Here is a 14,136-nt window from a genome sequence, read left to right on the forward strand (position 1 = left end):
CCTGACCGGGTCATGTCGTGGGGTCGAGGCGCGAGGGGGGTTCCGCCGGCTGGTGCGCGGCGGCGGCGGGGGTCAGGGCGCTGCCCGACAGCCAGGTGCGCCAGTCCATGTTCCAGTCGCCGATGCCGTTGCCGAAGGGGTCCATCTTCTCACCCCCGCTGTTGACCACCTCGACGATGTCGCCCTCGCGGACCGTCTCGTAGAACCAGGCGGCGTCCTTGGTGGACATGCCGGTGCAGCCGTGGCTGACGTTCTCCTCGCCCTGTGCCTCGACCGACCAGGGCGCGGCGTGGACGTACTCGCCGCTCCAGGTCACCCGCGTCGCGTAGAAGACGGGGAGGTCGTAGAACTCCTTGGTGCCCTTCTTGATGCCGACGGTGTCCCCGCGCATGCGGACCTTGTACTCCTTGCCGAGGACGACCTTGACGCCGCTGCGGGTCCGGAAGCCGGCCTTTCCGGTGGTGACCGGGATGGTCCTGATGACGCGTCCGTTGCGGCGTACGGTCATCAGGTGGGCGGCGGAGTCGGTGACGGCCTCGATCCGGTCCGCGACGGTGAACTCGAGGGGTTCGGAGGGGCCGCCGTACCCGTGCTCGCCGAGTTCGACGCCGTCGAGGCCGCTGCGGACGCGGACGACGGTGTGGGCGGGCCAGTAGGCGCGGGGCCGGAAGTGCAGGGTCGAGTCGTCGACCCAGTGCCAGGCTCCCTCGACGTGGGGTTCCGAGGTGACCTGGAGGGCTTGTTCCAGGCGGGCGCGGGCGGCGGGGTCGTCGGCGGGGACCGGGTGGCTGAGTTCGGCGGTGACGATCTCCCCCGCGCCGTACGTGCCGGGGCGGGGGCCGAAATCGACGGTGAGCCGGCCCTTGTCGGCGGGCGGCGCGGTCTCGAAGACCATGGTCACGCCGACGGGTGCGCCGTCGCCGTCCTGGGCGCCGACGCGGACGGTGTAGCCCTCCCCGGCCCGCAGGGGTTCGGTGTTGCGCCAGCGTCCGCCGTCCGGGCCGAGTTCGCCGGCGAGGTGGCGGCCGCGCCCGTCGGTGACGGTCACGTCGGTGAGGCGGCCGGCCTCTGCCCGGGCGAGGGCGATCTCGAGCGGGGCGCCCGCGTCCGTGGGGAGTTCGCCGGCGTCGCCGAGGGCCGGGTCCCACAGGACGGAGCCGCCGCGGGCGGTGGCGAGGACCCGCTGCTCCTGCCAGGCGCCGCACTGCCCTCCCCGGAAGGCCCGGGCGGCGCACCAGCCGGCGGCGGGCGCACGGGCGCCGTCCAGGGCCCGGCCGACCAGCAGGGTGACCGCCGCTTCGCGGGCGGTCCCGGGCGCCGCCACCGCCTCGGTCGTGCGGCCCGGTGCGGTGGCGACGGCCAGTACGGCCCCCGTCACCGCGGCGACCGCACTCCACGCCTTCGTCCGCGACTTCGCCACGCAGCCCTCCCAGATCTCCCACGGCCGGATGGCAGCATCAAAGAGGACCGGAAGCAGAAACGATGATCATAAACTCGGCTCTGCGCCCGAACGGGGCCCCCAAGTGAACCCGGACGGAGCACCGCGCCCGCCTCCGGAGCGCGGACGGCGGAGGGCGGCCGGCGCAGCGGCGGAGCGGGGCGGTCCGGTCACGTAGGCTCGGCGGATGGCGAAGTACTTCGACGTTCACCCCGAGAATCCCCAGCGGCGCACCCTCACCAGTGTGGCCGACAGCATCCGCTCCGGCGCGCTCATCGCGTATCCCACGGACTCCTGCTTCGCGCTGGGGTGCCAGCTGGGCAACCGTGACGGCATCACGCGGATCCGGTCGATCCGCGATCTGGACGACCGGCACCACTTCACCCTCGTGTGCCAGAACTTCGCCCAGCTGGGGCAGTTCGTGCACGTGGACAACGACGTGTTCCGGGCCGTCAAGGCCGCGACCCCCGGCCCTTACACCTTCATCCTCAAGGCCACCTCGGAGGTGCCGCGCCAGCTGATGCACCCGAAGAAGAAGACCGTCGGGGTCCGGATCCCCGACCACGTCGTCACCCAGGCCCTGCTCGCCGAGCTGGGCGGGCCGCTGGTCTCCAGCACCCTGCTGCTGCCGGGCGAGGAGGAGCCGATGACGCACGGCTGGGAGATCAAGGAGCGGCTCGACCACGTGGTGGACGCGGTGGTCGACTCCGGTGACTGCGGTACCCGGCCGACGACCGTCATCGACTTCTCCGAGGGCGAGGCCGAGATCGTACGCCGGGGGGCGGGCGACACCTCGCGGTTCGAGTAGCGGCCGCCGCCCGGCGCGCGAGTCCGTCGGCCCGGTCAGCTCCCGGCGGATTCCGGTTCGGGTCCGGAATCCGCCGTTCCGCAATCGGAATCCGCCAGCCGGAATCCGCCAGTCGGCTCCTCGATTCCGGCCACTTCGGAGCCCCTCGGGAATGGGCGCTCCATTGACACTCGAGCAATCCGAGACCAGAACTCGTTCAGCGGTGAACAGAATTGGCGAACCGGCGGTAACTCCACGGATTCCCCGGGTGACGGAGAGGAGAAGAACGCCTGGTACGCCGGAATTGGTCCGGAGCACGGCTCGACTTTCACAAGATCCGTTATGTAGGGTTCCAGATATTCACCGCCCAACGGGGAGCGGCGAGCGGCCTCAGGCATTGGTCCGGACGTTTCCGGAGCGTGCCCGGCAGGGCGGCTCGATGGAACGACGCCCCCGTCACGCTCATCTGCGACACACGTGACCCGACACGGGGGACCATCAATGCGGTTCCAGCTTTTGGGGCCCTTGAGTATTGCGCACGGCCCCGAGACAGTAGTTCTCAAACCCTCCAAGCCGACCAGTCTGCTCGCCGCCCTCCTCCTCCATCCGGGCGCCGTCGTTTCCACCGGCTATCTGCTGCGCGCCGTTTGGGACGAGGAGCCTCCCGCCACCGCGCGGGCCGCACTCCAGACCTGTGTGCTGCGCCTGCGCAGGTTATTCGAGAAATACGGCATATCCGCGACCACCATCGAGGCCGTGCCGGGCGGCTACCGGATGCGCAACGACACCGAGACGCTCGACCTCGTCCTGTTCCGCTTGCTGACCGCGCAGGCGAGGGCCGCCGCCGGGACCGCCGAGGAGCTGTACCGGCTGCGGGAGGCGCTCTCGCTCTGGCACGGGCAGCCCCTGGCGAACGTGGCCTCGCGCATGCTCCAGCGGGACGCGGTGCCCGCCCTCGAACAGGAGCGGCTGCGGGTCCTCGAGCGGGTGTGCGACCTCGAACTGGCCGCCGGGAACTGCCATCAGGTGCTCGTCGACCTCTACGAGAGCGCCCGCCGCCATCCCGTCCGCGAGCGGTTCACCGAGCAGCTCATCGAGGCGCTCTACCGCACCGGCCGGCAGGCGGAGGCGCTCGCCGAGTACCGCACGGTGCGCGAGCGGCTGCGCGAGGAGCTCGGGGTCGATCCCGGGCCCGGGCTCAGGCGCCTGGAGCTGGCGATCCTGCGGGCCGAGGAGCTGGGCCCGGCCACCCGCGCCGAAGACCTCGAACCGGCCCCGCCGCGCCCCGCGTTGACCGCCCCCGGCCGCGCCGGCGAGCGCGCCCCCGAGCGCGCCGGACCGCCGCCGGTGCCCGGCTTCGCCGGGCGCGCGGCGGATCTGCGGGCCATGTCGCTGCGGCTCACCGACACCGGCGGGCCCCGGCTCCTGGTCGTCTCCGGAGCGCCCGGGATCGGCAAGTCGGCGCTCGCGCACCAGAGCGCGTACGAGGGCCGGCGGGCCTTCCCCGGCGGGGTGTTCGCCGTCGACCTGGCCCGGCCCGACGGCAGCCCCCTCGATGTCGAGGAGGCCCGCAAGCTGCTGCCCGAGCCGGGCGGCGGGGGCCGGCGGCTGCTGATCCTCGACAACGCGGCCGGAGCCGGCCAGGTGCTGCCGCTGCTGCCGGAGACCGGCGGCGCCACGGTGCTGGTGACCAGCCGGCGGGCGCTCGCGGCGGCGGTCGCCACCCACGGCGGGTCCGTGCACCGGCTCGACGTCCTCGGTCCGGCCGACGCCTTCGGGCTGCTCGCCGGGCTCGTCGGGGCCGGGCGGATCGCCGCCGAGGAGCGGGGGGCGCGCGAACTGGCCGCCGTGTGCGGGTACTTCCCGCTGGCGCTGCGGATCGCCGCCGGGCGGCTGCTGACCCGGCCGGGGCTGTCCGTCGCCGACTGCGCGGCCTGGCTGGCGGAGGACCCGCCGGGCCGGCTCGCCCTCGCCGAGGATCCCCGGCTGTCGGTGCCGGAGGTCTTCGGGCAGGCCGTCGGCGCGCTGGCGCCCCCGCTGCGGGAGGCGTTCCTGCGGCTGGGCTCGCTCGACCCGCGCTCCGGCCCGGCCACAGCCGTGGGCGAGAGCGTGCTCGAACAGCTCGTGGAGGCCGGGCTGCTCGAGGACGGCCCGCCCGGCGAGCCGTACCGGATCCACGACTTCCTCCGCGTCTACGCGCGGTGGCTGGCCCGGGGCCGCGAAGGCGCCGCGGCGCCCCTGCCCCGCTGAGGCGGCCCCGCCCGCCTCCCCCGACATTTCCCACCTCACGTCTTCGTCCCCACCAGACCGCAATCAGAGGTGTTCCATGTCCCTGGACAGCTATGAGTACGTTGCCCCGACACGCCCCAGGATCCGCCGGGACGTGCTCTTCACCGAGACGCCCGACGGCGTGCTGTTCCACAACTCCGACGGGGGCTTTCGCCTCACCGCCCGCACCGCGTACCGGTTCGCCACGCTGATCGTCCCCCACCTGACCGGCGAGCACACCGTCACCGAACTCTGCCAGGGGCTGGGCGACCCCCAGCGCGCGATGGTCGGCGAACTCGTCAAGACCCTGTACGAACGGGACTTCGCCCGCTCCGTGGCCGAGCCCGGGGAAGCGGAGCCGGCCGCCGCCGCGCCGCCCGACGTCGCACGGCGCTTCGCACCGCAGATCGCCTACGCCGACCACTACGCCGACGACGCCGAGGCCCGCTTCCTGCGCTTCCGGGGCACCCGGGTCGCCGTCCTCGGCGAGGACGCGGTGGCCCGCTGGTGCGCGCTGAGCCTCGTGCGCAACGGCTGCGCCGTCGTCGGCGTCCTGCCGGCGGCGGACGCGGCCGAGGTGCGGGAGGAGGCGGCCGGGGCCGTCGCCGACGGCTGCCCGGTGGAGATCCGTACGCTGCCCGAACACCCGGCGGACTGGGCCAAGTTGGAGGAGTACGACTTCGTCGTGGTGACCGGCGGGACGGGGGCGCCCGCACGGCTGCTGCCGCTGCTGCGCGCCGGCATACCCGAGGGCCGCTCCCTGCTGCCCGCCTGGTCGTACGGCAACGACGCCGTCGTCGGCCCGCTCATGGCGCACGGCACCGCCGGCTGCTGGTCCTGCGCGGCCCTGCGGCTGGGCGCGGCCCGCGGCGGCGCGGCGGCGGCCGAGCTGTGGAGCGCCCTCGCGCTGCCGGAGGCCCCCCTCGCGGCGGGCCCGGTGCCGGGCCGGCCGCTGGCCGCCATGATCGGCAACCTGCTGGGGTACGAGGTGTTCCGGGCGGCCTCCGGTTCGCTGCCCGCCGAGACCGCCGGGCGGCTGCTCGTCCAGGACATGGCCTCGCTGGACGTCACCGCCGAGCCGCTGTTCCCGCACCCGCGCTGCCCGTTCTGCCCGTCCGGGGAGCCGGAGGCGGCTCCCGTGGACCTCGCCGCGGCCGGTACCTCGGGCACGCCCGCGCTGCCGACGCTGGAGACCGCCCGCGACGCGGACGAGCTGGTCGAGGAGCTGAACCGGCGCTCCACCGTGGTGCGCCCGTACGCGGGGGTGTTCACCCGGTACGCGGACGAGGAACTCACGCAGATCCCGCTGAAGGCCGGGGTGGTCGAGCTGGGCCTCGGGCACGCGGGGCCGCGTACGGTGGCCGCCTTCGACATCCACCACGTGGCGGGGGCGCGGATGCGCGCCCTGGACGCGGCGGCGCTGGTGTACGCGGAGCACGTGGTGCCGCCGCGCGAGCTGGTCGGCGGCTGCGGGGAGCCGGGCGCGGTGGCCGCCGCCGGGCTGGCGACGGCCACCGGGATCCCGGGCGAGGTGTCCGCGTACGAGCGGGCGGTGTCCCTGCTGACGAAGGAGCCCGTACCGGTCCCGGCGGGCGCGGTACGGCCGTTCGGCCCGCACAACGCCGACCGGCTCTTCGAGCGCACCCGCGCCGGGGCCGGGGCCGGCCCCTCCCCCGCCGACGCGGCCGCGGCCGGGCTGCTGTCGGCGCTCGGGCACGCCGCGCTGCTGCGGGCCGTGCGCGGTGCGGCGGCGGCCCGGGTGCCGCTGCCGGAGCGGGACGGCGCGGACGCCGAACTCGGGTTCCTCGTACGGTCGGCGGACCGGCTGGAGCTGGAACCGGAGCTGCTGGACCTCGGGGAGGGCGTACGGACCGGGGTGCAGGTGCTGCTGGCGCGCGCCGGGGAGCACTGGGCGCTGGGCGAGGGCCTGGACCGGCGTACGGCGGCGGTCGCCGCCCTGCGGGAGCTGCTGGGCGCGGCCCAGTACGGGGCGGACGGCGCCGACGCGGGCCGCGATCCGCTGCTGCGCGATCTGGACCCGCGCGCGCTGACGGTGTCCGCGGCGGCGGCCGAGCCGGTGACGGAGGGGGCCGGGACCTCCTGGGAGCAGGTGCGCGAGCGCCTCGCCGGGGCGGGGCTCGACGCGTACGCGGTCCCCACCGGGTCGGCGGAGCTGGCGGGCGTGGGCATCCACACGGTACGGGTGCTGCTCGCGGCGGCAGCGGGCGCGGAGAGCGGCGATGACGCGTAGCGGCGGCCGGGCCGCGGTGGCGGACGGGCTCGAGGCACGGGCCGCAGTGGCGGACGGGCTCGGGGCGCGGGCCGCCGGGCGGTTCACGGAGCTGCTGGAGCGGGCGCTGGCCGCGCTCGGCGGGCCGCCCGTGGCCGTGACGGCGCTCGGGCTGCGGGACGCCTTCGCCGCGCCGGAGGCGGAGGTCCCGGCGGAGGGGGTCCCGGTGGCCCTGTACGGGCACCAGGCCGTGGTCGGCCCCCTCCCGGCGGACGGGCCGGGGTGCGCGCGGTGCCTGGAGCGGCGCTGGCAGGCCGTGCGGTCGGTCGCGCTGCGGGACGCCCTCGAGCTGGGCGGGGGCACCCGCGCGACGGGTGAGTGGCCGTACGCGCACCCCTTCGCCGCCGACGCGCTGGCCGCGCTGGTGGTGTCGGCGGCCGGCGGCGGGGCGGGCGGGGTGTTCCCCGGCGTGTGGGTGCTGGACCTGCGCAGCGGGGCGGTGCGGGGCTACCCGCTGGTGCCCGATCCGGAGTGTCCGGTGTGCGGGACCCCCGAGGAGGACAGGGCCCGGGCGCTGGATCCGGCGCCCGCGCCCAAGTACCGGCCGGGCGCCTTCCGTACGCGGCCCGTGGAGGCGTACGCCATCGACGTGGCGGCCTTCGCGAACCCGCTGTGCGGGGCCCTGGGGCCCTCGCTGGTCCAGGACGTCTCCTCGACCTCGACCTCCGCGACCATCGGCTGCTTCTCGATGCGCTCGGGCGAGTACCTGCGCGAGACCTTCTGGGGCGGCCACACCGATTCCTTCGACCGCAGCGCCCGCGTCGGCGTGCTGGAGGGGCTGGAGCGGTACGCGGGCATGCGCTCGCGCTCGCGTACGACCAGCGTCACCGGCTCTTTGCGGGCGCTGGGCGCCGACGCCGTCGATCCGCGCGAAGTGGGCCTGTACGGCGAGGGGTTCTACCGGGACAACCCGAGGGTGCGGCCCTTCGACCCGGACCGGGAGATCCCCTGGGTGTGGGGCTGGTCGCTGCGCGACCGCGCACCGCGGCTGGTCCCGGAGGTGCTGACGTACTATCACGCGCCGGGTCTGGAGAACCGGTTCGTGCAGGAGAGCTCCAACGGCTGTGCCTCGGGCGGGAGTCTGGCCGAGGCCTGCTACTTCGGGCTGATGGAGGTCGTCGAGCGGGACGCCTTCCTGCTCACCTGGTACGGGCGTCAGCCGCTGCCCGAGATCGATCCGGCCACCAGCTCCCGGGCCTCGACCCGGGCGATGGTCGACCGGCTCGCCCTGTACGGGTACCGCGCGCGGTTCTTCGACACCCGGATCAGCTTCCCCATCCCGGTGGTGACCGCCGTCGCCGAGCGGTTCGACGGCGGTACGGGGCGGATGTGCTTCGGGGCGGGGGCCGGGCTGGACCCGGAGTCGGCGCTGGACTCGGCGCTGTGCGAGATCGCCACGGACGCGGTGAACCTGCCCGGGCGCACCGAGCGGGACGAGGACCGGCTGCGCGCGATGGCGGCCGACTTCGACCTGGTCACCGCCCTGCACGACCACCCGCTGGTGTACGGGGTGCCGGAGATGGGCCGGCACGCCGACTTCCTGCTGCGCGGCCCCTCGCGGGGTCCGCTGCGGCCCGTGTCCGCGCTGCGCGGGCCCGAGGGGGTGTCGCACGACCTGCGCGAGGACCTGGCGCGGTGCGTGGAGGCCGTCGCCGCCGAGGGGTTCGACGTGGTGGTGGTGGACCAGACCCTGCCCGAGCAGCGGGCGCTGGGCCTGCACACCGTGAGCGTGCTGGTGCCGGGGCTGCTGCCGATCGACTTCGGCTGGTCGCGGCAGCGGGCGCTGGGCATGCCGCGCCTGCGGACCGCCCTGCGCGCGGCGGGGCTGCGCGAGCGGGACCTGGAGCCCGCCGACCTCAATCCGGCCCCGCACCCCTTCCCCTGACCCGGCCGCCGGCCCGTTCCGGCACGACCGCACACCCGAGGAGGACCCGTGGGCTACGCCCATGACTACGCCGGCGCCATCATGTACCGGGGCCGGGTGCCGATGGAGCCCGTCGACTTCGTACCCGACTGGGCCGACCGTCCCCGCAAGGCGAAGTACTACCCGCAGGCGGAGACCCTGCCGCTGCCCGATCCGGCGCGAGGGCCGCGGCCCGCCCCCGGATTCACCCTGCCGCTGCTGTCCGGGATGCTCCAGGAGTCGTACGGGCTGACCGGCCGGCGCCTGGGTGTGCAGGCCAACACCGACCTGGCCGCGCTCCCCCACTACACGCAGGCCAACTGGTCGCGCGGGACCGCCTCCGGCGGCGGGCTCTACCCGGTCGGCGTGTACTGGGCGGCCGGCGCGGGCGGGCCGCTCACCCCGGGGGTGTACCACTACGCCCCGCACCAGCACGGGCTGCGCAGGCTCCTGGCGGGCGATGTCACCGGTGACGTCCGCGAGGCGCTGGGCGCCGGCCGCGACAAGGGCTGCTCGCAGTACCTGGTGCTCAGCGTCAAGTACTGGCAGAACTCCTTCAAGTACAACAGCTTCTCCTTCCACGCCGTCAGCATGGACGTGGGCGCCCTGCTCCAGACCTGGCGGCTGTGGGCCCGGGCGTACGGGCTGCGGATCGCGCCCGCGCTCTGGTTCGACGAGGAGCGGCTCGCCCGGCTGCTCGGCGTGGCCCCCGAGGAGGAGGGGGTCTTCGCGGTCCTCCCCCTGGAGTGGGAGGGCGACGCCGGGCGCCACCGCGCCGGGGCCCCGGCGGCGGGCGCCGGCGTCCGCCACCGGGACTCCGAGCGCTCCCGCAGGGTGCTCGCCTTCGAGACCCTGGACCGGATCCACGGGGCCACCCTCGGCCGCGCGGCCGACCGGCCGGCGCCCGGCGCGCTGGACGCGGCCGCCGCGTACCCGCCGCGGGGCGGGCGGCCCGTCCCCCTGCCCGCCCCGGCGCCGGCCCCGATGGAGGCGGCGGCCGCGCTGCGGGCCCGGCGCAGCAGCTTCGGCCGGTTCGACGCCACCCGGGCGGTGACGGCGCAGCAGCTGGCGGCGGCGCTGGCGGACTGCGCCGCGACCCGGCCCGGCAGCGAGGCCGAACGGCCCGACGGGCCGCCGCTGACCTCCCTGTACGCCTTCGTCAACCACGTCGAGGGCGTCGCCCCGGGCAGCTACGCCTACGACCCGGCGGCGCACACCCTGCGGCTGGTGGTGCCAGGGCCGCCCGGCCCCTTCCTCCAGCGCAACTACTTCCTGTCCAACTACAACCTGGAGCAGGCGGGCGCCGTACTGGTGCCGACCGTACGGACCACCGCGGTCCTCGACGCGGTCGGCGACCGCGGCTACCGCCTCGTCGGGGCGGCCGTCGGCGCCGTCGCGCAGACCTTCTACACCACGGCCGCCGCACACGGGCTCGGCGCGGGCGTGGCGCTGGGCTTCGACAACGTCTCGTACGCCGAGCAGCTGGGGCTGACCGGCACCGACGAGGCACCGCTGCTGATCATGCTGCTCGGCCACGAGCGGCCGCGGCCCGCCGACTTCCGCCACGAGATCGCCTGACCGGGCGACGAGAGAAGCAGGAAGACCAGGATGAACACCACCACCGAATGGCACACCGGAGAGCGCTTCATGCTGCGCGTCGCCGGCCTGCCCCTGGCCGCGGCCGACGCGCTGCGCTGCGCCGGCACGGGGCGCTGGGCGGACGACGTGCTCGCGGCCGAGGAGGCGCTGCGGGCGGACGCGCAGTGGCTGAGCGAGGTACTGCACCGGGCGGTCGGCGCGACCGACCCGGAGCCGGGCGGGCCGGGCGCGGCGCACCGGCGTGAACTGCTGCGGCTGCGCCGGCAGATCCACAACGGGCGGATGCCCGCCGATCCCGAGGCCGCCCTGCGGGCGGTGGCGGGGCTGGAGGAGAACGCGGGCGACCGGCTGGCCGGCTGGCTCCAGCGGACGCGGGAGCTGGAGAAGCTGCTGGCCGAGGGGGAGCCGCTGCTGGCCGCCGATCTGGGCCGGGGCCGGGGCGCGCTGCGCGAGCTGCTCGGCGACGACCGGCTGCGGCACGGGCTGCTGCTGGCCTCGCCGGTCCTGGAGGGACAGCTGGACGCCTACGCGGCGGCCACCGCCGGGGGCGGGGAGCCGGGGGGCCGGGCGCGCAAGGCCGAGCGCTCGGTGCTCTCGTACCTCTACCGCACCGCTTGCAAGACCAGCCCCTTCAGCACCTTCACCGGGGTGGCGACCGGCCGGTTCGCCCCGGAGGCGGGGACGGACGGGATCCGGGTGGAGGACACCTGGAGCAGCCATGTCCGGCTGAACGTGGTGGTGCTGGCGCGGCTCGCCGAGCTGGTCCTCGCCGACCCGGTGCGCCGGCGGGACCTGCCGCTGCGGCCGGCCCCGGGCTGGGGGCGGGAGGACGACCGGATCCGCTACGTGCGCCGCTCGGTGACGGCCGGCGACGACACGGCCGCCGTCACCTTCGACGCGGTCAAGGACCGGCTGTTCTTCCTGCGCCGCAGCGGCACCCTGGACCGGCTGCTGGCCCTGTTCGCGGAGCGGGCGGAGCGGGCGGAGAGCGGCCCGGGCGGCGGTGAGCCCGAGCTGCGCCACCACGAGCTGGCCGACTGGCTGGCGGCGGAGCACGGGGCCGCCCCCGAGGAGTGCGAGGCGTACATCGGCGCGCTCCTCCAGCTGGGCATGGTGCGGGTGCCGTGCCTGGACACCGGGGTGCACAGCGGTGATCCGGTCCGCGCCTTCCAGCGGGCCCTGGCCGGGCTGGAGCGGCCCTGGGCCGGCGAGCTGGCCGCGCTGCTGGAGGAGCCCGCCCGGCTGCTGGAGCGCTACCCGCTCGCGGGGCGCGCCGAGCGCCGCGAACTGCTGCTGCTCCTGCGGGCCGCGCTGCGCCGGGCGCAGGAGGAGCTGGGCGCGCCGCCGGACGCGCCGCTGCCGCAGACGCTGGTGTACGAGGACACGAGCGCGGGCCGCGACCTGGCCGCGGCGCGCCCGGCCTGGGCGGAGCCGGGCGCGGACGGCGGCTCGCTGCGGTCGGTCGAGCGGATCCTGCCGGCCTTCGACCTCACGCTCGCCCAGCGGATCACCTTCGAGGGGTTCTTCACGGCGCGCTACGGCCGGGGCGGGCGCTGCGAGGACCTGCTGGGCCTGGTGCACGACTTCCACGAGGACTTCTTCGACCAGTACCTGTCCTTCACCGCGCGGCGTACGCCCTTCGACGCGCGGGGCGAGTACGTGCCCGAGGAGAACTGGCTGGGCCTGCCCGGGATCCGGGCCCTGGACGCGGCGCGGCGGGCCTTCACGGACCGGATGCGGGCGCACTGGGCCGCGTACGAGGAGCGGGGCGGCAGCGGCGAACTGCGGCTCGGGGAGGAGGACGTGGAGGCGGTGGCGCGGGAACTGGAGCCGGTGGCGGCCGGGTTCGCCCCGCGCTGCCACCACCTCCAGTTCGCCGGGGACCCGGACACGGGAGAGCGGCTGACGGTGCTCAACCGCTCCTACGGCGGGCTGTCCTTCCCGTTCAGCCGGTTCACACACCTCTACCCGGAGCCGTCGGCGCTGGACGGGCGGCTGCGCGAGAGCGCCGCCGAAGTCACCCCGCCGGGCGCGGTGTTCGCGGAGGTCACCGGCGGCCCGGTCACCACCAACCTGAACCTGCACGGCCGGCTCACCGAGTACGAGATCGTCTGCCCGGGCGAGACCGGCACCCTGCCGGAGGACCGGCTGCTGCGCCTGGACGACCTGTACGCGGAGCACGTCCCCGACACCGGGCGGGTGGTGCTGCGCTCGCGCCGCCTGGGCCTGGAGGTGATCCCGGTCTACCTGGGCTACCTGGTGCCGCTCGCGCTGCCCGCCGTACCGCGCACCCTGCTGCTGCTCTCGCCGTCCTCGATGTCCCCGCTGGACGTCTGGGCGGGGGTCGCGGAGGGCGCCCCGCAGGGCGGGGTGAGCGCGCGTCCGCGGGTGGTGCACGGGGACCTGGTGCTGAGCCGGCGCAGCTGGACGACCACGGCGGGCGAACTGCCGGTGCGCGGGGCGCGGGAGGCCGCGCACTTCCTGGAGTGGCAGCGGTGGCGGCGGGCGCACGGACTGCCGGAGCGGGTGTTCGCGACCGTGTCGGCGGGTCACTCGGCGCTCGGTGCCAAACCGCAGTACGTGGACTTCGCGAGCCTGCTCTCGCTGGCGGCCTTCGAGCCGCTGCTGCGCGAGAGCGGCCACCGGGTCGTCTTCCGCGAGATGCTCCCCGACCCCGGCGGCCTGCACACCCGCTCGGCGCGCGGGGCGCACGTCGCCGAACTCGCCGTCGAGACCTTCACCACGACCACCCGGACCCCGGAGGGCGCAACCCCATGTCAGAGCTGACCCCGACGCCCGGCGCCTGGCAGGCCGTGCACGTCTTCTACGCCGCGAACCCGCAGCCGCTGCTGGTCCAGTGCGTGCGGCCGCTGATCGCCTCCCTCACCGAGGAGGGGCTGCTGGCGGGGCACTTCTTCATCAACTACTGGCTGGAGGGCCCGCACGTGCGGCTGCGGCTGCGGCCGGTGAGCCCGCAGGCGGAGCCGGAGGTGCGCCGGCGTACCGAGGAGGCGGTGACGGCGTTCCTGAAGGCCCGGCCCGCGCTGTACGAGGTGGACTCCGGTTTCCTCAACGAGTTCTACAACACCCTGTTCGACATCGAGTTCCCCGAGGGGGACCGGGCCGCCTTCATGGGCGAGGACGGCCGGATGAACCTGCGGCCGAACAACTCCTGGTCCTACGAGCCGTACGAGCCGGAGTACGGGAAGTACGGCGGCCCGGCCGGGGTCGAGCTCGCGGAGTGGCACTTCGCGCACTCCAGCGATCTCGTCATGGACGCCCTGGGCGGGATGAACCTGCACCTGCGGACCGTACTGCTGGGCACCTCCGCGCAGCTGATGATGGTGATGGCCGGGGTGTTCCTGCCCGACCGGGAGGACCTGGGCGGCTACCTCGACCGCTACTACCAGTTCTGGCACCGGGCCTTCCCCGGCACCGGTTTCATCGGCTCCGCCGAGTACGACAGGACGTACGAGCAGACCGGGCCCGGTCTCGGGCGGCGGTTCGGCGCGGTGCTGGAGGCGCTCGGCACCGGGGAGACCGGCCGGCTGCCCGGCTTCCTCGCCGGCTGGGCCGAGCACTGCCGGGAGCTGCGGCGGCGCGCCGAGGCCCTGGCCGTGGGCGGGGAGCTGGTGTTCCGGTCCTGGGACGGGAGCCGGGACGAGCGGGTGACGGATCCGGCGGTGGCGCTGCCGCTGCTGCTGTCCCCGTACATGCACATGACCAACAACCGGCTGCACGTGACCATCCGGGACGAGGCCTACCTGGCGCACCTGCTGGGCCGGGTGCTGCGGGAGGGAGCCGCCGGGGGCGCGGAGGCGGCCCCGGCGGTCGGGCCGTGACCACGCCCT

8 protein-coding genes are annotated in these 14,136 nt (G+C 75.4%); 7 read left to right on the top strand and 1 reads right to left on the bottom strand.

Going from position 1 to position 14,136, the window contains the following annotated elements; all coding sequences use genetic code 11:
* Window positions 1–10 precede the first annotated feature (10 nt).
* A complete protein-coding gene (locus OOK34_RS29685) occupies window positions 11–1,420 on the bottom strand; it encodes an Ig-like domain-containing protein (protein WP_267037244.1) in 1,410 nt (469 codons plus the stop codon).
* 205 nt (window positions 1,421–1,625) lie between these two features.
* Between OOK34_RS29685 and OOK34_RS29690 the strand changes: the two genes are divergently transcribed.
* From OOK34_RS29690 to OOK34_RS29720, 7 genes are all read left to right on the top strand, one after another.
* Window positions 1,626–2,246, top strand: a complete 621-nt coding sequence (locus tag OOK34_RS29690; RefSeq protein WP_267037245.1) for an L-threonylcarbamoyladenylate synthase — start codon at window positions 1,626–1,628, stop codon at window positions 2,244–2,246.
* A gap of 504 nt (window positions 2,247–2,750) precedes the next feature.
* A complete protein-coding gene (locus tag OOK34_RS29695; RefSeq protein ID WP_323183504.1) occupies window positions 2,751–4,475 on the top strand; it encodes a BTAD domain-containing putative transcriptional regulator in 1,725 nt (574 codons plus the stop codon).
* Window positions 4,476–4,608: 133 nt separating this feature from the next.
* A complete protein-coding gene (locus OOK34_RS29700; protein ID WP_267037247.1) occupies window positions 4,609–6,744 on the top strand; it encodes a TOMM precursor leader peptide-binding protein in 2,136 nt (711 codons plus the stop codon).
* A complete protein-coding gene (locus tag OOK34_RS29705; RefSeq protein ID WP_267037248.1) occupies window positions 6,734–8,668 on the top strand; it encodes a TOMM precursor leader peptide-binding protein in 1,935 nt (644 codons plus the stop codon). Before OOK34_RS29700 ends, OOK34_RS29705 begins: the two co-directional genes overlap by 11 nt.
* A gap of 48 nt (window positions 8,669–8,716) precedes the next feature.
* Window positions 8,717–10,264, top strand: a complete 1,548-nt coding sequence (locus OOK34_RS29710) for a SagB family peptide dehydrogenase (RefSeq protein WP_267037249.1) — start codon at window positions 8,717–8,719, stop codon at window positions 10,262–10,264.
* A gap of 30 nt (window positions 10,265–10,294) precedes the next feature.
* Entirely contained in the window at window positions 10,295–13,072 is a 2,778-nt protein-coding gene (locus OOK34_RS29715) for a lantibiotic dehydratase (protein WP_267037250.1), read from the top strand.
* The gene (locus tag OOK34_RS29720) at window positions 13,060–14,127 is read left to right on the top strand and encodes a lantibiotic dehydratase C-terminal domain-containing protein (RefSeq protein WP_267037251.1); all 1,068 of its coding nucleotides are present in this window, start codon (window positions 13,060–13,062) and stop codon (window positions 14,125–14,127) included. Before OOK34_RS29715 ends, OOK34_RS29720 begins: the two co-directional genes overlap by 13 nt.
* The last annotated feature ends 9 nt before the right edge of the window (window positions 14,128–14,136 follow it).

Origin of the sequence: Streptomyces sp. NBC_00091 (genome assembly GCF_026343185.1) — a bacterium.
In the GTDB taxonomy this organism is placed as follows: domain Bacteria; phylum Actinomycetota; class Actinomycetes; order Streptomycetales; family Streptomycetaceae; genus Streptomyces.